The organism is Nonomuraea guangzhouensis, assembly GCF_019396345.1.
Lineage (GTDB): Bacteria > Actinomycetota > Actinomycetes > Streptosporangiales > Streptosporangiaceae > Nonomuraea > Nonomuraea guangzhouensis.
This window is the reverse complement of the sequence record NZ_JAHKRM010000003.1, coordinates 286977-306905: the sequence shown is the minus strand read 5'-3', so window position 1 is coordinate 306905 and position 19929 is coordinate 286977. Positions and strand designations below refer to the sequence as shown.

Annotated in this window: 17 protein-coding genes; 14 read left to right on the top strand and 3 right to left on the bottom strand. The window is 70.0% G+C overall.

Translation table 11 applies throughout. The features are described from left to right. Window positions 1–70 precede the first annotated feature (70 nt). Window positions 71–1291 carry a cytochrome P450 family protein gene (locus KME78_RS07260; protein ID WP_219527989.1) on the bottom strand — a complete coding sequence of 407 codons (1221 nt, stop codon included), beginning with the start codon at window positions 1289–1291 and terminating at the stop codon, window positions 71–73. A gap of 99 nt (window positions 1292–1390) precedes the next feature. Then, window positions 1391–1975 (bottom strand): TetR/AcrR family transcriptional regulator, encoded by a 585-nt coding sequence (locus tag KME78_RS07255; RefSeq protein WP_219527988.1) that lies wholly within the window; start codon window positions 1973–1975, stop codon window positions 1391–1393. A 74-nt stretch (window positions 1976–2049) separates the two neighbouring features. Here KME78_RS07255 and KME78_RS07250 point away from each other — a divergent pair, with 74 nt between their 5' ends. From KME78_RS07250 to KME78_RS07195, 12 genes are all read left to right on the top strand, one after another. Next, window positions 2050–3003 (top strand): SDR family oxidoreductase, encoded by a 954-nt coding sequence (locus tag KME78_RS07250; protein WP_219527987.1) that lies wholly within the window; start codon window positions 2050–2052, stop codon window positions 3001–3003. A gap of 61 nt (window positions 3004–3064) precedes the next feature. Continuing rightward, entirely contained in the window at window positions 3065–4246 is a 1182-nt protein-coding gene (locus KME78_RS07245) for a helix-turn-helix domain-containing protein (protein WP_219527986.1), read from the top strand. Between the two features lie 104 nt (window positions 4247–4350). Next, window positions 4351–5388, top strand: a complete 1038-nt coding sequence (locus tag KME78_RS07240; protein ID WP_219527985.1) for an ABC transporter substrate-binding protein — start codon at window positions 4351–4353, stop codon at window positions 5386–5388. Beyond that, the gene (locus tag KME78_RS07235; protein ID WP_246650600.1) at window positions 5385–6965 is read left to right on the top strand and encodes a sugar ABC transporter ATP-binding protein; all 1581 of its coding nucleotides are present in this window, start codon (window positions 5385–5387) and stop codon (window positions 6963–6965) included. Before KME78_RS07240 ends, KME78_RS07235 begins: the two co-directional genes overlap by 4 nt. Next, on the top strand, window positions 6958–8052 hold the full coding sequence (locus KME78_RS07230; protein WP_219527984.1) for an ABC transporter permease: 1095 nt from the start codon (window positions 6958–6960) through the stop codon (window positions 8050–8052). Before KME78_RS07235 ends, KME78_RS07230 begins: the two co-directional genes overlap by 8 nt. A gap of 133 nt (window positions 8053–8185) precedes the next feature. Beyond that, entirely contained in the window at window positions 8186–9211 is a 1026-nt protein-coding gene (locus KME78_RS07225; RefSeq protein WP_219527983.1) for a LacI family DNA-binding transcriptional regulator, read from the top strand. Then, complete coding sequence (locus KME78_RS07220; protein ID WP_219527982.1) at window positions 9208–11268, top strand: beta-galactosidase; 2061 nt, start codon at window positions 9208–9210, stop codon at window positions 11266–11268. Before KME78_RS07225 ends, KME78_RS07220 begins: the two co-directional genes overlap by 4 nt. Further along, a complete protein-coding gene (locus KME78_RS07215) occupies window positions 11261–12586 on the top strand; it encodes an ABC transporter substrate-binding protein (protein ID WP_219527981.1) in 1326 nt (441 codons plus the stop codon). Before KME78_RS07220 ends, KME78_RS07215 begins: the two co-directional genes overlap by 8 nt. Further along, on the top strand, window positions 12583–13479 hold the full coding sequence (locus KME78_RS07210) for a carbohydrate ABC transporter permease (RefSeq protein WP_219527980.1): 897 nt from the start codon (window positions 12583–12585) through the stop codon (window positions 13477–13479). The genes KME78_RS07215 and KME78_RS07210 overlap by 4 nt, the downstream gene beginning before the upstream one ends. Further along, window positions 13476–14315 carry a carbohydrate ABC transporter permease gene (locus KME78_RS07205; protein ID WP_219527979.1) on the top strand — a complete coding sequence of 280 codons (840 nt, stop codon included), beginning with the start codon at window positions 13476–13478 and terminating at the stop codon, window positions 14313–14315. The genes KME78_RS07210 and KME78_RS07205 overlap by 4 nt, the downstream gene beginning before the upstream one ends. A gap of 24 nt (window positions 14316–14339) precedes the next feature. Next, a complete protein-coding gene (yicI, locus tag KME78_RS07200) occupies window positions 14340–16622 on the top strand; it encodes an alpha-xylosidase (RefSeq protein WP_219527978.1) in 2283 nt (760 codons plus the stop codon). A gap of 2 nt (window positions 16623–16624) precedes the next feature. Continuing rightward, window positions 16625–18019, top strand: a complete 1395-nt coding sequence (locus KME78_RS07195) for a GH1 family beta-glucosidase (protein ID WP_219527977.1) — start codon at window positions 16625–16627, stop codon at window positions 18017–18019. A gap of 16 nt (window positions 18020–18035) precedes the next feature. Here KME78_RS07195 and KME78_RS07190 read toward each other — a convergent pair whose 3' ends face one another. Next, window positions 18036–18563, bottom strand: a complete 528-nt coding sequence (locus tag KME78_RS07190; protein ID WP_219527976.1) for a hypothetical protein — start codon at window positions 18561–18563, stop codon at window positions 18036–18038. A 105-nt stretch (window positions 18564–18668) separates the two neighbouring features. Between KME78_RS07190 and KME78_RS07185 the strand changes: the two genes are divergently transcribed. Both KME78_RS07185 and KME78_RS07180 read left to right on the top strand, forming a co-directional pair. Further along, window positions 18669–19613: a hypothetical protein gene (locus KME78_RS07185; protein ID WP_219527975.1), complete on the top strand. Its 945-nt coding sequence runs from the start codon at window positions 18669–18671 to the stop codon at window positions 19611–19613. Window positions 19614–19620: 7 nt separating this feature from the next. Further along, on the top strand, window positions 19621–19914 hold the full coding sequence (locus KME78_RS07180; RefSeq protein ID WP_219527974.1) for a hypothetical protein: 294 nt from the start codon (window positions 19621–19623) through the stop codon (window positions 19912–19914). The last annotated feature ends 15 nt before the right edge of the window (window positions 19915–19929 follow it).

The window sequence follows — 19929 nt, the reverse complement described above, 5'->3', positions numbered from 1 at the left end:
TACATCAAACCTGTTTGATGCATTCTGTCCGGCCCGGCAGCCAGGGCTGTCCGGGCCGGACGTCAGCGCGTCAGGGAGTGGCTATACCGAGGTCGACCGGCAAGGACAGCGGGCCGATCGTGAAGAACGACGGGGAGTACGGGATCTCGTCGGGGTCGATCGCGAGGCTGAGCCCCGGAAAACGCCGGTACAGCGCGGCGAGCGCCAAACGGCCCTCCATCCGGGCCAGCGGCGCCCCGATGCAGAACCGCGGGCCGTGACCAAAGCCGAGGTGTCCGGTCTGCTCGCGGGTGATGTCGAACCGGTCGGCGCTCTCGCCGTGCTCCGCCGGGTCGACGCCGGTCGCCTGGAAGACCACACCCACGGCGTTGCCCTTGGGGATGTCCACCCCGGCGATGGTCACGTCCTCCGCCGTGAAACGGAAGCTGGTCATCATCACCGAGTGGCGGTAGCGCACGGTCTCCTCGACCACGTCGGCCCACCGGTCCTCGGCCTTGGCGAGCTCCAGCTGGTCGGGATTCCGGGCCAGCGCCACGATGGCGTACCCGAGCAGGTGGACGGTGGTCTCGTGGCCGGCCACGAGCATGATCCACAGTAGGCCGACCAGTTCGTCGGCGGTGAGGTGGTCACCCTCGTCGCGGATCTGAACCAGGCCGGTGGTGAGGTCGTCGCCCGGTTCGCGCTGCTTACGCTCCACGAGGTCGTGCAGGAACGCCATGAGGTTGTTCTGCGTCGCGAACGCCTCCTCCGGCGGAGTGGTGTGCGCCAGCAGCGTGGCGGTCCACTTGCGCAGCCGGAGCCGGTCCTCGACGGGCACGCCGAACAGCTCGCAGATCACCCACATCGGCAGTGCCTCGGTGAAGGCGGGAACCAGGTCCGCGCCGTCACCGGTGGCCGCCACCTCATCCAGTAAGTCATCGATCATCTGCTGGATCCGCGGCTCCATGGCCTGCACCCGGGCGGGCGTGAACGCCTTGCTGATCAGGCCGCGCAGCCGCCGGTGGTCGCCGCCGTCCATGGTGGACAGGTGACCGCCCTGAATGATGGCGCGCAGCGGCCAGTCCTCGGGAATGGAGCCGTCGTGCAGCGCGGGCCAGTGCTGGGGATCCCTGAGGAAGGTCTTGTTGTCCCCGGCGAGGATCTCCCGCACCGCCTTGTGGGTCAGTGCCAGGTAGGCGGGTACGCCTCCCGGGAATTCCACCTCGACCACGGGCGCGATCTCCCGGAACCGGATGCAGGTGTCGAGCGGGTTCTCGCCCACGACCGGGAAAGAGGGGAGGCTTGTCGTCATTTGACCCCTTAGTCAGGAACTCCGTAAATAGTCAGTGATCACATCACATAGCGGTTGGGGTCGACAGACAACAGATAGCAGTGATCAGTAACGTGATGGTTACCTTGTGTCCACCCTAGAGGCGCCCGCGGTCACGGCTTTCAGCTCGTCCATCGACTCCCGGATGACGCGCGACAGGTCCGGCCGGCCGGTCTCGCCGATCCAGCGGGCGAAGGCGACCCTGAAGACGGCGATCCCCGCCTCGGCGGCCAGGCTCGCGGCCGGGTCGGTGATGCCACGCAGGCGCAACGCGTCGGCGATCGCCTCGGCGAGTGAGGCCAGCTTGATCAGCTCACGCTCCAGAAGCTCCGCGTTCGCGGCGATGATGGCCTGGCGCCGCTGGGAGTGTTCGTGGCGCTCCTGAAACAGGGCACCGGCGGCCTCCAGGGCCGCGGCTATCGCGTCGATCGGCGCCGCGGAATCAGGCGCCTCGGCGACGGCGTGCACGAAGACCTCTCGCAGTGCGCCCTGCCCCCCGAACAGCACCTCGCGCTTGTCGGCGAAGTGCCGGAAGAACGTTCGCTCCGTGAGCCCCGCCCGCTTGGCGATCTCGGCCACCGTGGTCTGTTCGTACCCGCGCTCGCCATAGAGCTCCAGTGCCGCCTGCTCAAGTCGGCCACGCGCGTTCGGCTCCCATCGCCCCATGCCCAGATCATAGTTGATGACAGTGACTGACATGCCTTACAGTGATGTCAGTACCTGACATCGGAGGTTCTCTCATGCGTGTTTTCGTCACCGGCGCGTCCGGCTGGATCGGCTCCGCCGTCGTCCCCGAGCTCATCGGCGCGGGCCATCAGGTCACCGGGCTGGCCCGGTCGGACGCCTCGGCCGCCGCCCTCACCGCGGCCGGGGCGCAAGTACATCGCGGCACGCTTGACGATCTCGACAGCCTGCGGAGTGCGGCTGCCGCGTCGGATGGCGTGATCCACCTCGCGTTCAAGCACGACATCGCCTTCTCGGGCGACTTCCAGGGCGCCGTCGACGCGGATCGACGCGCTGTCGAGGCGTTCGGCGAGGCACTCGCGGGTTCCGACCGGCCGTTCGTACTCGCCTCCGGGACGCTCGGGCTGGCGCCGGGGCGTGTGGCGACCGAACAGGACGGCCATGGCTCAGGGGAGCCGAGTAGCGGCGCGCGGAGTGCGCTGCCGGGCGGCGGTGCGCAGGGCCGGATGGCCACCGCGCAGTTCACGCTCGCCCTCGCTTCCCGCGGCGTCCGCTCGTCGGTGGTACGGCTCCCCCCGACGGTGCACGGCGAAGGAGACTACGGCTTCATGGCGATGTCGGTCGGCATCGCCCGCGACAAGGGCGTCTCCGGCTACCCCGGCGACGGGTCCAACCGCTGGTGCGCCGTGCACCGACTCGATGCCGCGCACCTGTTCCAACTGGCGCTGGAGCAGGCCCCGGCGGCATCGGTGCTGCACGCCGTCGCCGACCAGGGCGTGCCGATCCGGACCGTCGCCGAGGTGATCGGCCGGCATCTGGGCATCCCGGTGGCCGCCATCTCTCCCGAGGACGCGGGCGCGCACTTCGGCTGGCTGGCCGGCCCCCTCTCGGCCGACTGCCCGGCCTCGAGCACGCTGACCCGCGAGCTGCTGGGCTGGCAGCCGACCCAGCCCGGGCTCATCGACGACCTGGACAAGGGCCACTACTTTGATCTACCGACCAAGGACTGACGAGACGACCCCAGAAAGGGGACAATAGGCACAAATCACCTAGGCGGTCGGGGGAACGCCAATGGTCGACATCGATGTTCCGATCTGGGCCGCGCGTCTGCGGGTCCTGCGCCGGGGGCGGCTGTGGAACCATCGGGAGCTCGGGAGACGGCTGGCCGACGCGGCGGACGAGACGGGGCGTGATCAGCTACCCGACCCGGAGACGATGATTCGGCTCTGGGAGGCCGGGGAGCGGCGGCCCGACGAGGCGAACGCGGAGTTGCTCTGCCGGGCGTTCGGCGTGGCCGAGTCGGATCTCTTCGTCGGGGACGCGGCCGGCACCACGCTGTGGCACTACCTCACCGGCATTCCGCTGCGGTCGGGGATGTTCACCGCCGAGGAGGAGGAGCGTACCGGCCGGGCGATCGAGGCACCCCAGCGGGCCGATGAAGGAACGGTCAGTTACTTCAGGACCACCCTCGACGCCTACACCCGAGCCGATCTCCGACCCGCCGACCTGATCCACGTGCTGCGGCCGGTCTTCGCCGGGATCGAGGAGTTCCACCGCGAGGCCGGTCCACCTGTCCGGCGGGCCTTCCTGATGCTCGCCGCGGAGAACGCGGAGCTGATCAGCCGCATGCACCACGAGTCCGGCGACCCTGACGAGGCGCTGGCCTGGTCGGACGAGGCCATCCGCGACGCGCGTGAAGCGGCGGACGCGCTGCTGGAGGCCTATGCGCTCGCCCAGCGGGGCGGTCTTTCCGACACCATCGGCGACCCCGGCCGGCTCGTCGACCTCGCCGTCGCCGCCCGCGAACGCGCCCACCTCCCGCCGTGGGTGGACGCCCTGTCGCGGGACCACGAAGCGCAGGGTCATGCCCTCGCCGGGGACGTGGACATGTGCCATCGCCGCCTGGAGGAGTCGGCGCAGTCGCTGGAGGAATGCGGCGACGAACCGCCGTACCGGTCCGAAGCGCACAACGCCCTGTGCGCTGGGTGTCTCGTCGATCTCGGCCAGGCCGGCGGCGCGATCGAGATCCTGGAACACGAACCGCCGAAGGCGCAGCCGACCTATGCCGTCGCCTACGCCCTGGCCCGCATGGCCCACGCGTACGCCGACGCCCACGAGCGGGAGCGCTCGGCCGAGACGGCCCGTCAGGCTCTTGCCCTGGCCAGGCGGAGCGGCGCGTCGCGAGCGCTGCGCGAACTCGCCAGGGTCCAGCTTCCCCGCCAGGACGTGCGGCACAGACGCATCCTGCTGTAGCGCGTGGCGAGCACGAGTAATGCGTTCTTTTCTCTTCGCTAACTCCAACCAGTGAATTCCCGGGCTTTGCTGGAAGGGAATCAAGACTTCTCCGGGGGGCCGTCATGGCTCGTTCTCGTATCGTCTTCTCGCTCTCACTGGTCGCGGCGATCGCGTTGGTGGCGCTGGTGCTCGGGGTGGTGGGCGGCCGGGCGACGAGCTCGGCCGTACAGGCGGCCGGTGGAGCCGCGGGCGGGGCGGCCAGCGGCAAGAAGATCGACGTGATCATCAAGGCGAGCGACTCGTCGTTCTGGCAGACGATGATCGCCGGGGCCAAACAGGCGGGTGGGGATTTCGGGCTGAACGTGAGCACCTTCGGCCCGACGTCCGAGACGAACATCGACCAGCAGGTCCAACTGGTGGAGAACTCCATCTCCCGGGGCGCTGACGGGCTGGTCATCGCGCCCAACTCCTCCAGCGCCCTGAACTCGGCGATCGACCGGGCGCGCAAGGCGGGTCTCAAGGTCATCACCGTGGACAGCCGCGTGACCACCCCGTCGGAGGGGTTCATCGGCACCGACAACGTCAAGGCCGGAATGCAGGCGGGCAAGCGCATGTGCGCGCTGCTCAAGGCGCAGAACAAGACGAGCGGCAGCGTCATGATCGAGTCCTCCGTGGCCGGCATCCAGTCACTCGTCGATCGGGACGCCGGCTTCAAGCAGGGCATCGCGATCAACTGCCCGCAGGTCAAGGTGGCGCTGCAGCGCTTCAACAACAACGACATCAACACCGCGGCCTCACAGGTCAACGACGCGCTGACGGCCAACCCGAACCTGGCGGGGGTGTTCGCGGACAACAACACCTCAGGCGTCGGCGCCGCTCGGGCGATCCAGGACAACCACGCCGCCGAGACCGTCCCCGTCGTGGCGTTCGACTCCGACCCGCAGGAGAACGCCGCGCTGTCGGCCGGCACCATCGACGCGCTGGTGGTGCAGAACCCGTACTTCTTCGGCTACCAGGGCGTCCTGGCCGCCGGGATGGCCACGGTCAAGCGCATCCCGCCGCGTGACATCGATCCCGGTGCGGTCGTGGCCGACAAGACGAACATGACCGAGCCCGACGTCAAGCAGCTGCTCAACCCGCCGACGATGAAGGCGGAATGATGGCCGAGCCCGTCGTCGAACTGCACGGCGTCTCCAAGGCCTTCGGCCCGGTCCAGGCACTCAACGACGTCTCGCTCCGGCTGGTCCCCGGCCAGGTGAACTGCCTCGCCGGGGAGAACGGCGCGGGGAAGTCGACCCTGATCCGGGTGCTGACGGGCGCGCTGCGCCGGGACAACGGCAGCTACGAGATCGCCGGCCGGCCGGTCAACACGCCGACTCCGGCATCCGTACGCGCGGCCGGCGTCCAGGCCGTCTACCAGGAGCTCAGCCTGCTGCCTCACCTGTCGGTCGCGGAGAACCTGTTCATGGGCCGCCTTCCCGCCCGTACCGGGATCATCGCCAGGGGCCGGCTGGAGACCCGCGCCAGGAAGGCCCTCGACGAGGTCGGCCTGACGGAGCTCAGCCCGCAGGCGATCGTGGAACGGCTCCCGGCGGCCACCCGCCAGCTCGTGGAGATCGCCAAGGTGCTGACCGCGGACTCCGTGAAGGTGATCGTCTTCGACGAGCCGACCACGGCGCTCACCGAGGCGGAGTCGGAACGACTGCTCCAGCACATCCTGCGGCTGCGCGAGCGCGGAATCGCGATGCTCTACGTGACCCACCGGCTGGAGGAGATGTTCGAGATCGGCGACTGGGTGACCGTCCTGCGGGACGGTGGCCTGTCCGAGGCCGGGCCGATCAGCAGGTACGACGAGGACCGGCTGATCACCGCCATGGTCGGCCGGGAGATCAGCTCGCTCTATCCGGAGACCCACCGGCACGCGGGACCGCCCGCGCTCCAGGTCCGGGGGCTGCGCCGGTTCGACGGCTCGCCGAGCATCGACCTCCACGTCGGGGCCGGGGAGATCCTCGGCATCGGCGGGCTGCTGGGGGCGGGAAGGAGCGGGTTGCTGCTGTCCATCTTCGGCGCCGCGCCCATCGTCGCCGGTCAGGTGGAGGTCGCCGGCAAGCCGGTGAAACCGTCCGGGCCGCGCGTGATGATGAACGCCGGAGTAGGGCTGCTCACCGAGGACCGCAAGGTGCTGGGCCTGCTGCCGGAGCTGTCGATCAGGGAGAACGTCACCATCGCGAGCCTGCGCAGCGGCTCTCGCCACGGTCTGCTGCCCGGCCGCGAACAGGCCGAGGAGGCGGACCGGCTGCTCGACAGCCTGCGGCTGCGTGCCGGTTCCTACGACCAGCCGGTCTCGACGCTGTCCGGCGGCAACCAGCAGAAGGTGCTGCTCGCCCGCTGGCTGCTCACCAAGCCGAAGGTGCTGATGTTCGACGAGCCCACGAAGGGCATCGACGTCGGGGCCAAGGGCGAGCTCTACACCGTCATCGGTGACCTGGCGGCGAGCGGGCTGGGGATCATCGTGGTCTCGTCGTACCTCCCGGAGCTGCTGGGGCTCGCCGATCGCATCCTCGTGCTGCGCGACGGGGCGGTCGCGGGCGAGCTGCCCGGCTCCGCCACCGAGGAGGAGGTGCTCCACCTGGCGAGCGGCACCGGAGGCGCCGCACCTCCGGCCACTGCGGATGAGCCTCCGGCCGCCGCAGGCGAGAGCACGGACGACCCAGGAGGGGTGAGCCGAGATGCCTAAGCTGATCTGGCGCGAGCCGATCGAGACCACGACGATCACCAACCGGCCACCCACCGACCAAGCCGACGCGGCCGCGCTGGAGACGGTGCCGCAGCCCAGGCAGGCGGCCGAAGCGACGGCCGAGCCCAAGCGACGGGTCATCACGCTGGGCGACATCGCCGGACGGGAGAGCGGCGGGCTCGTCGTGCTGCTCGTGGCGATCGGCGCCCTCACGCTCGCCAGCGACGAGTTCCTCACCGGCAACAACCTGGCCAACCTCGCCCGCCAGGTCGCCATCTTCGGGATCATCGCGGTCGGCCAGCTCCTGGTCATCCTGACCGCCGGGATCGACCTGTCGGTCGGCTCGATTCTCGGCCTGTCCGGCGCCTCCACCGCGCAGTTCCTGGTCGCGGGCATGCCGATCCTGCCGTCGATCCTGCTCGGCGTGGCGATCGGCACCGTGCTCGGCATCGTCAACGGCCTGCTGGTGACCAAGGCCCTGCTGCCGCCGTTCATCGCGACGCTGGGCATGCTCGGCATCGCCCGCGGACTGGTCCTGGTCACCACCGACGCCCAGACCATTCAGGGTGTGCCGGACGCGTTCCAGGTCATCGCCAACGGCACGATCCTCGGCATCCCCAACCTGCTCATCATCGCCGCGGCGATCACCGCCGTGATGTGGTTCGTGCTCGCCCGGACGGTCTTCGGCCGCTACATCTACGCCGTCGGCTCGAACCCGGAGTCGGCCCGTCTCGCGGGTGTCCCCGTGCGGATGGTGACGATCTCGGTCTACATGATCTCGGGCCTGCTCGCCGGTCTCGGCGGGGTGCTGCTCGCCTCCCGCCTGGGCGCGGGCATCCCCACCGCCGGCACCGGCTTCGAGCTCAACGCGATCGCCGCCTGCGTCATCGGCGGCGCGAGCCTGTTCGGCGCGAAGGGCAGTGCGGTCGGCGCCGCCACCGGGGCGCTGATCATGGGCGTGCTGAACAACGGCGGCAACCTCCTGGCGATCAACGCCTTCTACCTCCAGATCGCCATCGGCGTGCTCATCCTCGTCGCGGTCGGGTTCGACCAACTCAACACCAGGCGGTCGGCCGCGAGCGGCTGACCACGCAGGCCGTATTTAGGACGGCAGATTTAACGATATTGACATCTCCGTAAAACGGACCCTAGGTTGTGCGAAACGTTTCGACAACCGTACAGGCCGGTCATCGGCGGCCTCGCACAGGGCCGGAGTGGGTATGTCCAAGTTGCGTGACGTGGCCGAACGGGCACAGGTGGCGGTCAGCACCGTCTCCGCCGCGCTCAACGGCACCCGCCCGGTGGCGGCGGCGACCAAGCGGCGCATCGAGCAGGCCGCGGCCGAGCTCGGCTACCGCCCGAACCTGCTGGCCCGGGGCCTGCAGAGCAAGCGGACGCGCATCCTGGCGCTGCTGTTCCCGGCGCCGCGCAGCGGGTTCGGGCTCACCGAGATGCAGTTCGCGACCGGCGCCGCCGAGGCGGCCAGCGAGCTGGGCTATCACCTGCTGCTCTCCCCCGAGAACGCGGACCCGATCGAGGAGCTGCGCCACCTCACCGGCCTGGGGCTGGTGGACGGCGTACTGCTGATGGAGGTGGGCCTCGACGACGAGCGGCCGGAGTTCCTGTCGGCGGCCGGGGTGGCGTTCAGCATGATAGGGCGGACCCGCGAGCCCGGCTCGATCGACTACGCCGACATCGACTTCGCGGCGACGGCGAGGGACGCCGTGGCGCACGTGGCCGGGCTGGGGCATCGCAAGCTGGCCTTCTTCAACCTGTCGACCGACACGTACGCGGCCCAGTATGGGCCCGCGATCCGGGCCGAGATCGAGTTCGCCGGGGCCGCCCGCGCGGCCGGGATCGATTACGTGGACGACTTCCGCCCCGGCTCTGCCGAGGAGGGCAGGCAGGCGTTCGAGGAGCTGGTCGCCGCGCATCCCGACGTGACGGCGCTGGCCGTCATGGACGATCACGCGGCGGTCGGCGTGATCGCCGCCGTGGCGGCACGCGGCTGGCGGATCCCGGAGGACCTGACGCTGCTGCTGGTGCTGTCGTCGGCGCGCGTCGCCGAGATGTTCCACCCCAGGCTCACCACGCTGGAGCCGCCCAGCGCCGAGCTGGGCCGGCTCGGCGCGCGGATGCTCATCGACCGGCTGCGGGGCGACGCCCCGCCACAGCAGCGGCTCGTGCCCTGCCGCCTGGTGATCGGCGACAGCTCCGCACCACCACGCGAAGGGAGAACGGTATGAGGCTGGGGACGCACACGCTGACCGACGGGCGCGGCCTGCTGTTCGGCGGGGACTACAACCCCGAGCAGTGGCCGGAGGAGGTCTGGACCGAGGACGTCGAGCTGATGAAGGCGGCCGGGGTCAACCTGGTCACCGTCGGCGTGTTCAGCTGGGCACGGATCGAGCCGGAGCCGGGCGCGCGGGACTTCGGCTGGCTGGACCGGGTCCTCGACCTGCTCGGCGCGGCCGAGATCGCGGTCGACCTGGCCACGCCGACCGCCTCGCCGCCGCCGTGGCTGGGACACCGCTGGCCGGAGACGCTGCCGGTCGACGAGTCGGGGCACCGCCTCTGGTACGGCTCGCGCAACCAGTTCTGCCCGTCGTCGCCGGTCTACCGGGAGCGGGCGCTGGCGATCGTGACCGACTTAGCCGACCGGTACGCCGGCCACCCCACCCTGGCCCTGTGGCACGTGGGCAACGAGTACGGCCAGATCTGCCACTGCGACGAGTCGGCGGCGGCCTTCCGCACCTGGCTCCAGGCCCGCCACGGCGACCTGGACACGCTCAACGAGGCATGGGGCACCACGTTCTGGAGCCAGCGCTACAGCGACTGGGCCGAGATCATCCCCCCGCGCCGCGCCCCGTACATGATCAATCCCACGCAGCAGCTCGACTGGCAGCGCTTCTGCTCCGACGCGCTCCTCGCCCACTACCAGGCCGAACGCGACATCCTGCGCGAGCGCACCCCCGGCACGCCGGTCACCACGAACTTCATGGGCCTGTTCAAGCCGGTGGACTACTGGTCGTGGGCCGGCGAAGAGGACATCGTCTCCAACGACTGCTACCCCGACCCGGCGGACCCGCTCTCCCCCGCGCGGACCGCGCTCACGCACGACCTGATGCGCGGGCTCGGCCAGGGACGGCCCTGGCTGCTGATGGAGCAGGCCACGAACGGCGTCAACTGGCGCCCGCACAACCTGCCCAAGCCGCCGGGGCAGTTCCGGCTCGAATCGCTGCAGGCGGTGGCCCGCGGCGCCGACGGGCTCTGCTACTTCCAGTGGCGGGCCTCGCGCTTCGGCGCCGAGCGCTTCCACGCCGCGATGGTGCCGCACGCGGGCCCGGACACGCGCCTGCACGCCGAGGTCCGCGCGCACGGCCAGGAGCTGCGCGAGCTCGCCCCCGTGGCGGGCGAGCCGGTGCCGGCGCGGGTGGCGATGGTGTTCGACTGGGCGAGTTGGTGGGCGCTGGAGGAGCGCGGCCGGCCCAGCGACCGCCTCAACGCACCGGACCAGCTCCTGAGCTACTACCTGCCGTTCTGGGAACGCGGTGTGAGCGTGGATCTGGTGCCGCCTTCGGCCGAGCTGAGCGGTTACCCGCTGGTTGTGGTGCCGAACCTCTACCTCATCAGCGATCAGGACGCCGCCGCGTTGACCGCGTACGTGCACGGCGGCGGTGTGCTGATGGTCGGGCCGTTCTCCGGGATCGTGGACCCGCGGGCGCACGTACGGACCGGGCGGTTCCCCGCGCCGCTGCGTGAGGTGCTCGGCGCGTCCGGCGAGGAGTGGCTGCCCGCGCCCGAGGACCGGCCCGTGCGCTGCCAGTGGACCGGCGGCGGCGAGCCCGCCGCGCACGCATGGACCGGCGGCGCCGAGTTCACCGCGCACACCTGGACCGAGCTGATCGCCGCGGAGGGCGCCGAGACGGTGGCCGAGTTCACCGAAGGTGACCTCGCCGGGTACCCCGCCGTGCTGCGGCACCGCGCCGGGCAGGGCGTCGCCTGGTACGTGGCGACCATGCCCGAGCCGGTCGCGCTCGGCGCGCTGGCCGGGCGGCTGCTGGCCGACGCCGGCGTGCGCGGGGAGCTGCCCGACCTGCCGCCGGGCGTCGAGGCGGTCCGCCGCGGCGACGTCCTGTTCCTGCTCAACCACGGCACCGCCACCGTACGGCTGCCGATCCCCCACGCGGCCGATGACCTGCTGACCGGATCCCCCGCGACGGGCCACGTCACGCTCACGCCGCGTGCGGTCGCCGCGCTGCGCCCCCGAGTTCAACCACCGTTTGGAGATCCCCTTGCGTAGAAGAACGTTCCTCGCCTCGTCGGCCGCCACGCTGCTCCTGGCCGGTTGCGGCAGCACCGACGACTCCGGCTCCGACGCCACCGCCCCGGCTCCCTCCCCCATCGCCGGGGACGAGAACGCCGCGGCCTCCCTGGTCTTCTGGAGCTGGGCGGAGAACATCCAGCGCGTCGTCGACCTCTGGAACAAGAAGAACCCCAACCAGCAGGTCACCCTCAGCGGGCAGGCCGCCAGCGACGAGCTGATCGCCAAGTTCCTGACGGCGGTCAAGGCGGGCAACGCGCCCGACGTCCTGCAGGCGGAGTACCAGTCGCTGCCGACCCTGATCACCAACAACGCCCTTCAGGACCTGACCAACTCGATCACCCCGGTCAAGTCCGCCTTCCCCGAGGGCACCTGGAACCTGACCTCCTTCGGCGGCGCCACCTACGCGATTCCCGCGGACGTCGGCCCGATGATGCTCTTCTACCGCGCGGACCTGTTCGAGAGGCTGGGCCTCGCGGTGCCGAAGACCTGGGAGGAGTTCGGCGCGCTCGCCGAGACGGTCCGGCAGAAGGACCCCAAGCGCTACCTGACCACGTTCTCGCCCGGCGACGCCGGCTGGGTGGCCGGGTTCGCCCAGCAGGCCGGGGCCAACTGGTGGTCCAACCAGAAGGAGGCGTGGAAGGTCGCCATCGACGACCCGGCCACCCGCAAGGTGCTGAGCTTCTGGGGCGGGCTGGTCAACTCGGGCGCGGTGCTCGGCGACCCGATGTACACGCCGCAGTGGAACAGCCAGATGAACGATGGCACCATCATCGCCTGGCCCAGCGCGGTCTGGGGCTCCGGCGTCCTGGCGGGCGTCGCCCCCTCCAGCAAGGGCAAGTGGAAGATGGCCCCGCTGCCGCAGTGGAGCGCGGGCGAGAACGTCACCGGCTTCTGGGGCGGCTCGTCCACCGCGGTCAGCGCGACCTCCAAGCAGAAGGCGCCGGCGGCGAAGTTCGCCAGATGGCTGAGCACCGACCCCGAGGCGCTGAAGGTGCTCGTCGAGATCGGCCTCTACCCGGCCGCCACGCTCGGCCAGACCTCCGGCGGGCTCGACGCCGCGCCCGCGTACATGACCGGTCAGCCCGACTACTACGAGTCCGCCTCGAAGATCTCGAAGACGGCGCGCGGCTTCGACAGCTGGGGGCCGAACACCAACGTCACCTACGGCCAGTTCGAGGACCAGCTGCCGACGGCGGTCAAGAACAAGGCCGACCTCGCGGCCGTGGCCACGAAGGTGCAGCAGGCGAGCGTCGCCGACCTGAAGAAGCAGGGCTACCAGGTCGTCGGCGGATGACCGGAAAGCAGAAGCGCGCGCCCTACCTGATGGCGGCGCCGGCCGTCATCCTGTTCACGGTCTTCATCGTCATCCCGATCGGGTACGCCATCTGGCTGAGTCTGCACGCCATGCGGGTGCGGGGCGCCGGGTTCGGCATCCGGACCGAGGTGTTCATCGGCCTGGAGAACTACCTGGAGGCGATCGGGGACTCGGCGCTGTACGAGGCGATGCAGCGCATGCTCGGCTACGGCGTGATCATGGTGCCCGCCACCATGGGCCTGGCCCTGCTGTTCGCACTGCTGCTGGACGCGCCCAGGGTCGGGGGCAAGCGCGCCTCGAGGATCACGATCTTCCTGCCGTACGCGGTGCCGGGCGTCATCGCCAGCCTGCTGTGGGGGTTCATCTATCTTCCGGCGGTCAGCCCGATCAGCGCCGCCCTGAAGGGGGCCGGCCTGCCGGCCGCGGACTTCTTCGGTGACGTGTCGATCTTCTTCTCGGTGGCCAACATCGCCGTGTGGGGCTCGGTCGGGTTCAACATGGTGGTGCTCTACACCACGCTGCGGGCCATCCCCAAGGAGCTGTACGAGGCCGCCCGCCTCGACGGCGCCAGCGAGTGGCGGATCGCGCTGCGGATCAAGGTGCCGCTCCTGCGCCCGGCGCTCACCATGACCTCGGTCTTCACGCTGATCGGCATGCTGCAGGTCTTCAGCGAACCGGCCACGCTGCGGCCGATGACCAACGCCATCAGCCAGGACTGGGTGCCGCTGATGCGGATCTACCAGCAGGCGTTCGTGGACAACGACATCTACCTGGGCGCGGCCAGTTCGGTGCTGCTGGCCGGCGCGACGGTGCTGCTGTCACTGGCCGCGCTGGCCGTCCTCAGGACCCGTAGCGCGAGGAGCGATCGATGAGAGCGCGCACCAAGATCGTGCCCACGCTGATCCTGGCGCTCGGCGGCGTGTACGCCCTGCTGCCCCTGCTGTGGGTGGTGATCGCGGCGACGAAGGGCCCGGAGGAACTGTTCACCACGTTCTCCGGCTGGCCCAGCTTCAACGGCGGCTTCACCGGCAACATCGCCGCGCTGAGCGCGTACGGCAACGGGCGGTTCTGGCTGTGGATGCTCAACAGCCTCATCTACGCCGGCGGCGGCGCCTTCCTGACCGTGGTCGTGTCGGCCGCGTGCGGGTACGCCCTGGCCAAGTTCCGCTTCGCCGGGCAGCGGCTGATCTTCGGGGCGCTGCTGGCCGGGGTGCTGGTGCCGCAGATCACCCTGGCCATCCCGCAGTATCTCCTGCTGTCGGACATGGGGCTGGTCGGCACCTACTGGTCGGTCATCCTGCCCAGCGTCATCAGCCCGTACAGCATCTACCTGTGCCGCATCTACGCCGCCGCGGCCGTGCCGGACGAGATCCTGGAGGCCGGCCGGGTGGACGGGGCGGGTGAGTTCCGGCTGTTGTGGTCGGTCGGTGTGCCGATCATGACGCCGGGGCTGGTGACGGTGTTCCTGTTGCAGTTCATCGGCATCTGGAACAACTTTCTGCTGCCGTACATCATGTTGGCGAACGACGACCGCTTCCCGCTCACCGTGGGGCTCTACTCGCTGCTCAACCGGGGTGCCTCGCAGCCGGCCCTGTACAGCCTGGTGATCAGCGGCTCGCTGCTGTCGATCATCCCGATCATCGCGCTGTTCCTGTTCCTGCAGCGGTTCTGGCGGCTCGATCTCGTGGCCGGCAGCGTCAAGGGCTGACCACCCGACTCACGAAGGATTGTGATGAAGTTCAAAGACGGCTATTGGCGGATGCGTCCCGGGGTGCGGGGCGACTACGCCACCGCGGCCCACGACGTGACCGCGGACGCCGCCTCGCTGCGGGTGCTCGCGCCGACCCGGCCGATCACCCGTCGCGGCAACACCATCGACGGGCCGGTCCTGCGGGTGGACCTGTCGTCCCCCATGCCGGACGTGATCAGGGTCCGTACGGTGCACTTCGCCGGGTCCGTACCGGCCGCACCGGTTTTCGAGGTACGGGACGAGGCGCCTGCGGTGAAGGTCACCGTGGACGGCGAGGAGGCGAGCCTGACCAGCGGCGCCCTGACCGTCAAGGTGCGCAGGGACCTGCCGTGGGAGATGTCCTTCAGCGCGGACGGCCGGGAGCTGACCCGCAGCGCCGGCAAGAGCCTGGGCGTCATGCACGATGCCGACGAACGGCACTTCATGGTCGAGCAGCTGCGGCTGAGCGCCGGGGAGCTGGTGTACGGGCTGGGCGAGCGGTTCGGCGCGCTGGTGCGCAACGGGCAGTCGGTCGACATCTGGAACGACGACGGCGGCACCAGCAGCGAGATGGCCTACAAGAACATCCCCTTCTACCTGACCAACCGCGGTTACGGGGTGTTCGTCAACCATCCCGGGCGGGTCTCGTTCGAGGTCGGGTCGGAGACGGTGTCGCGGGTGCAGTTCAGCACCGAGGGCCACGACCTGGAGTATCTGATCATCCACGGGCCGACGCCCGCCGAGATCCTGCGCCGCTACACGGCGCTGACCGGCCGGTCGGCGCTGCCGCCCGCGTGGTCGTTCGGGCTGTGGCTGTCCACGTCGTTCACGACCGACTACGACGAGGCCACCGTGGCGTCGTTCGTGGACGGGATGGCCGAGCGGGGGCTGCCGCTGAGTGTGTTCCATTTCGACTGCTTCTGGATGCGGCAGTTCCGATGGTGTGACTTCGAGTGGGATCCCGAGGTGTTTCCGGACCCGGCGGGGATGATCGCCCGGCTCAAGGAGCGCGGGCTGCGGGTCTGCCTGTGGCTCAATCCGTACATCGGGCAGGCGTCCGCGCTGTTCGACGAGGGGGCGGCGGCCGGTCTCCTGCTGCGCCGCCCGGACGGCCGCGTCTGGCAGGACGACCACTGGCAGGCGGGGCGGGCGGTGGTGGACTTCACCTCCCCGGCCGCCCGCGAATGGTACGCGGACAAGCTGCGCGGGCTGCTCGACCTGGGGGTGGACGCGTTCAAGACCGACTTCGGGGAGCGCATCCCCACCGACGTGGTCTGGGCCGACGGCTCGGACCCCGAGCGGATGCACAACTACTACAGCCTGCTCTACAACCAGACCGTGCACGACGTACTGGCCGAGCGGCGCGGCGCGGGCGAGGCCGTGCTGTTCGCGCGGGCGGCCACGGTCGGCGGGCAGCGGCTGCCGGTGCACTGGGGCGGCGACTGCGAGTCGACGTTCGAGGCGATGGCGGAGAGCCTGCGCGGCGGGTTGTCGCTGGGCCTGGCCGGGTTCGGGTTCTGGAGCCACGACATCGGCGGGTTCGAGGGGCGGCCGGATCCGGCGGTCTTCAAGCGGTGGGTGGCGTTCGGGCTGCTGTCGTCGCACAGCCGGTTGCACGGGAGCGGGTCGTATCGGGTGCCGTGGCTGTTCGACGAGGAGTCGGTCGACGTGCTGCGCTCCTTCACCGAGCTGAAGCTGCGGCTGATGCCCTATCTGTACGGTGTCGCGGTCCAGGCCGTTCATGAGGGATTGCCGATGATGCGGGCGATGCACCTGGAGTTCCCCGGCGACCGGGCCTGCGACCACCTGGACGCCCAGTACATGCTCGGGCCGGATCTGCTGGTGGCCCCGGTGCTGTCGGCGGATGGGGAAATTTCCTATTACGTCCCTGACGGGGGGTGGACGCGGCTGCTCGACGACGGCGAGACCGTCACCGGGCCCGGGTGGCGTACCGAGCGGCACGGGTTCGACAGCCTGCCGCTGCTGGTACGGCCGGGAGCGGTGCTGGCGACGGGCGCCCGCGCGGACCGGCCCGACTACGACTACGCCGACGGCGTCACCCTGACCGCCTACCAGCTCGCCGACGGCGCGTCCCGTACCGTTACCGTGCCCGCCATGGACGGCGGCGCCGGGGCCGTGTTCGAGGTGACCCGCTCGGGCGACCGCGTCCACGCCCGCCGCGTCCAGGGCGCGCCCGCCCCCTGGAACCTGCGGTACGCGGGCGCCCACGGCACCGCGGCCGCCGACACCGACCACATCGAGATCACCCTCAGCTCGAAGGAGTGACCATGCCCACCTTCCCCGAGAACTTCCTGTGGGGCACCGCCACCGCCGCCTACCAGGTCGAAGGCGCCTGGGACGAGGACGGCCGCGGCCCCTCCATCTGGGACACCTTCTCCCACACGCCCGGTCTGGTGACCAACGGCGACACCGGCGACCTGGCCTGCGACCACTACCACCGCCTGGAGGAGGACCTCGACCTCCTGGCCGGCCTGGGCGTCGGCGCCTACCGGTTCTCCATCTCCTGGCCGCGCGTGCAGCCCGGCGGTCGCGGGGCCGTCAACCGGCCCGGCCTCGACTTCTACGCGCGCCTGGTCGACGGGCTGCTGGCCAGGAACATCGCCCCGGTGGCCACCCTCTACCACTGGGACCTGCCGCAGGAGCTGGAGGACGCGGGCGGCTGGCCGCACCGCGACACCGCGCTGCGCTTCGCCGACTACGCCAAGCTCATGGGCGAGGCGCTCGGCGACCGCGTCCACACCTGGATCACCCTGAACGAGCCGTGGTGCTCGGCCTACCTCGGCTACGCCTCCGGCGTACACGCGCCGGCCAGGACCGACCCCGCGGCCGCCCTGGCCGCCGTGCACCACCTGAACCTCGGCCACGGCCTGGCCGTCCAGGCCCTGCGCTCGGTCGCCGACCCGGCCGCGCGGATGTCGGTCACGCTCAACCTGCACCACGTACGCGGCGTGTCCGAGCGCGACGCCGACGCGGTGCGGCGCGCGGACGGGCTGGCCAACCGGGCCTTCCTCGGCCCGATGCTGCAGGGCGCCTACCCGAGCGACCTCATCGCCGACACCGCCTCGGTGACCGACTGGTCGTTCGTCCGCGACGGCGACGAGGCCGCCGCGTGCGCGCCGCTGGACCTGCTCGGCGTCAACTACTACAACCCCGTCCTGGTACGCCAGTGGGACGGGGTCAGTTCGCGGGAGACCGCGGACGGCCACGCCGACGGCGCCGCCTCCCCGTGGATCGCCTGCGAGGACATCGAGTTCGTCCGCCAGCCCGGCCCGTACACCGAGATGGGCTGGAACATCGACGAGACCGGCCTGACCGAGCTGCTCCTGCGCCTGCACCGCGACCACCCCGGCCTGCCCATGATGATCACCGAGAACGGCGCCGCGTTCGCCGACGTCGTCGGCGATGACGGCCGGATCAGGGACGAACGGCGCATCGACTACCTGCACCGCCACCTGACGGCCGTCACCGAGGCGATCGCCGGCGGGGCCGACGTGCGTGGGTACTTCGTGTGGTCGCTGATGGACAACTTCGAGTGGGCGCACGGCTACGCCAAGCGGTTCGGCATCGTCCGTGTGGACCACGACACGATGGAGCGCACCTGGAAGGACAGCGCGTACTGGTACCGCGACGTGGTCGCCTCGGGCAAGCTGCCGGTGAGCTGAGGCCCTTCGCCCCCGGTCAAGCTGGGAAATCCTTCGGATTGATGGAGCTGGTCCGCGCGTTTCCTCCCTTGACCGGGTTGAGGGTCAGGGTCCAGATGCTCGTCGAGGTAGCGGTCGTGCTGAACTTCAGCCGATCGTTGAACCGCTGGTACACGGCGTTCCGGCCGAACCTGCCCTTCGACGTGCTGAACCGGGAGCCGGTGGTGAAGAAGACCCGGTACGTCCCGTCCCTGACGTCCTTGACGCTGGCGGTGGACCTGGCGCGAACGTAGATGCTGACCGCCTTGGCCTTGCCCTTGACCAGCGTGACGACCCCGTCCCTGGAGGTGCCGTTCTTGATCTTGAGAGTGCCCAGCCCGCCACCGAGCCGGTGGTAAAGAATCTTGCCGTTGCCCGGACGCGCCGCAGCATCCGTCCGCACCACCGCGACGACGGCCCGCTCGCCGACCGCGGCGGCGGGGGCAGCGGCCACCAGTCCACCAGCCAGCGCGAGGGCCGCGACGACACCGGCACGTAACGGGGTTCCTTCGAGAAGTCTCTTCACGGTGAACATCTCCCTGGGAGGGCGTACGGTCAGACCGAACATAGAAGAGCCCGGCGCGCTCGCCTAGATGCGGTGTCGGAAGCGGCATCCTGTCAAGATCGCCAAATGCTGCGATTAGTCACGACACTCCTGGCGGCGATGCTGCTATTCGACGGCAGCCAACTCCCGTTCGAACCGCGTACGTTCGAAGACCACGCCGCCCAAGCCGTCGGGACCTGGCGGACCAGCGGTGCCGGGGAGATCTGGCGCAAGGGTTTCGTCCCGATCGAGGACCTGAGCGCGATACCGCCGAAGGTGCTCAAGCAGATCGAGAAAGATGAGGAGTACGGCTGGGTGGTGGCCGGCCCGCTCCCCGCTCCGCCGGCCGACGCGCAGGTCCAGTGGGACGACGGGTCCACGATGCGGGTCCCCGTGGTCACACCGCGAGAGGCACTGCTGGCTTTGTCGCCCTGGCCTCATGAATACACCTTCCCTGACGGCGAGGCGTACAAGCTGACCAGCGCCATCTACACGAGGATGCGGCTGAGCACCCTACGCGGCATGGCGACCGTGCCCGCGTGGCGACTGTACTTCTCGAACCTGCCCGGCCCGATCGACCGCGTCGCGGTCGATCAGAAAGCGGTCGGTACAGTCGAAGCCGCCGTCGGGGACCACTTGGCAGGCCCCGTCAGAGACTTCGAGGTGCTCGACGAACGCACCCTGCTGGTCAGCTACGACTACGGCTCCTGCACCAGCGACCAGCCCGACGTCCGCCTACGAGTTCGCGAAGATCCGGATCTGGTGGTCCTGGGGATCTACGTCACCGAGCACGTCAGCGGCATGTGCGCGGGTGTCGGCCGATCCGGCCAGGGTGTCATCAAGCTCCACGGGCCGCTGAATGACCGCGTGGTGTTGGACGCGGTAAGCAGGCTCCCCGTCCTGTGTAATCGTGCGCTGAACACGTGCCTTCTGGAAAAGGATGACATCCCGGGCAGAGAGCGGAACATTACAGTGATCGTCATGAGGACATCAGCGGCTCTGGTGGCTCTCGCCCTGCTCGGCGCAAGCTGACGACCGGGTGCTGCGCGACCCCTCGACGTGGCCGCTCGACGAGTACAGCACCACGACCACCGCTGAGGAGGGTTTCGCGGGCCCGGCCGAGCCCGCTGTCGTGGCCATGGTGGGAGAGAGCGGGGTGATTCTGTTCTGCACGCCCACCCGGATGTTGCTCAAGGTCAAGACCAAGGGCGCCAAGGTCACGCTGGACGGGAACGCCGCCGCCCAGGTGTCCGGCAACAGTGTGTCGGTGGTCGTCGGCACGCCCGCCGCTCGCAAGGAGTCGCTGCCCCAGGCGACCGTGAAGGTCCGCTAGGGCGGGCTGGAAGGC

Excerpts from the sequence above, each read along its gene's own strand:
- KME78_RS07260 (WP_219527989.1), bottom strand. The coding sequence starts at position 1,291 with ATGACGACAAGCCTCCCCTCTTTCCCGGTCGTGGGCGAGAACCCGCTC.
- KME78_RS07255 (WP_219527988.1), bottom strand. The coding sequence starts at position 1,975 with ATGGGGCGATGGGAGCCGAACGCGCGTGGCCGACTTGAGCAGGCGGCA.
- KME78_RS07250 (WP_219527987.1), top strand. The coding sequence starts at position 2,050 with ATGCGTGTTTTCGTCACCGGCGCGTCCGGCTGGATCGGCTCCGCCGTC.
- KME78_RS07245 (WP_219527986.1), top strand. The coding sequence starts at position 3,065 with ATGGTCGACATCGATGTTCCGATCTGGGCCGCGCGTCTGCGGGTCCTG.
- KME78_RS07240 (WP_219527985.1), top strand. The coding sequence starts at position 4,351 with ATGGCTCGTTCTCGTATCGTCTTCTCGCTCTCACTGGTCGCGGCGATC.
- KME78_RS07235 (WP_246650600.1), top strand. The coding sequence starts at position 5,385 with ATGATGGCCGAGCCCGTCGTCGAACTGCACGGCGTCTCCAAGGCCTTC.
- KME78_RS07230 (WP_219527984.1), top strand. The coding sequence starts at position 6,958 with ATGCCTAAGCTGATCTGGCGCGAGCCGATCGAGACCACGACGATCACC.
- KME78_RS07225 (WP_219527983.1), top strand. The coding sequence starts at position 8,186 with ATGTCCAAGTTGCGTGACGTGGCCGAACGGGCACAGGTGGCGGTCAGC.
- KME78_RS07220 (WP_219527982.1), top strand. The coding sequence starts at position 9,208 with ATGAGGCTGGGGACGCACACGCTGACCGACGGGCGCGGCCTGCTGTTC.
- KME78_RS07210 (WP_219527980.1), top strand. The coding sequence starts at position 12,583 with ATGACCGGAAAGCAGAAGCGCGCGCCCTACCTGATGGCGGCGCCGGCC.
- KME78_RS07205 (WP_219527979.1), top strand. The coding sequence starts at position 13,476 with ATGAGAGCGCGCACCAAGATCGTGCCCACGCTGATCCTGGCGCTCGGC.
- yicI (WP_219527978.1), top strand. The coding sequence starts at position 14,340 with ATGAAGTTCAAAGACGGCTATTGGCGGATGCGTCCCGGGGTGCGGGGC.
- KME78_RS07195 (WP_219527977.1), top strand. The coding sequence starts at position 16,625 with ATGCCCACCTTCCCCGAGAACTTCCTGTGGGGCACCGCCACCGCCGCC.
- KME78_RS07185 (WP_219527975.1), top strand. The coding sequence starts at position 18,669 with ATGCTGCGATTAGTCACGACACTCCTGGCGGCGATGCTGCTATTCGAC.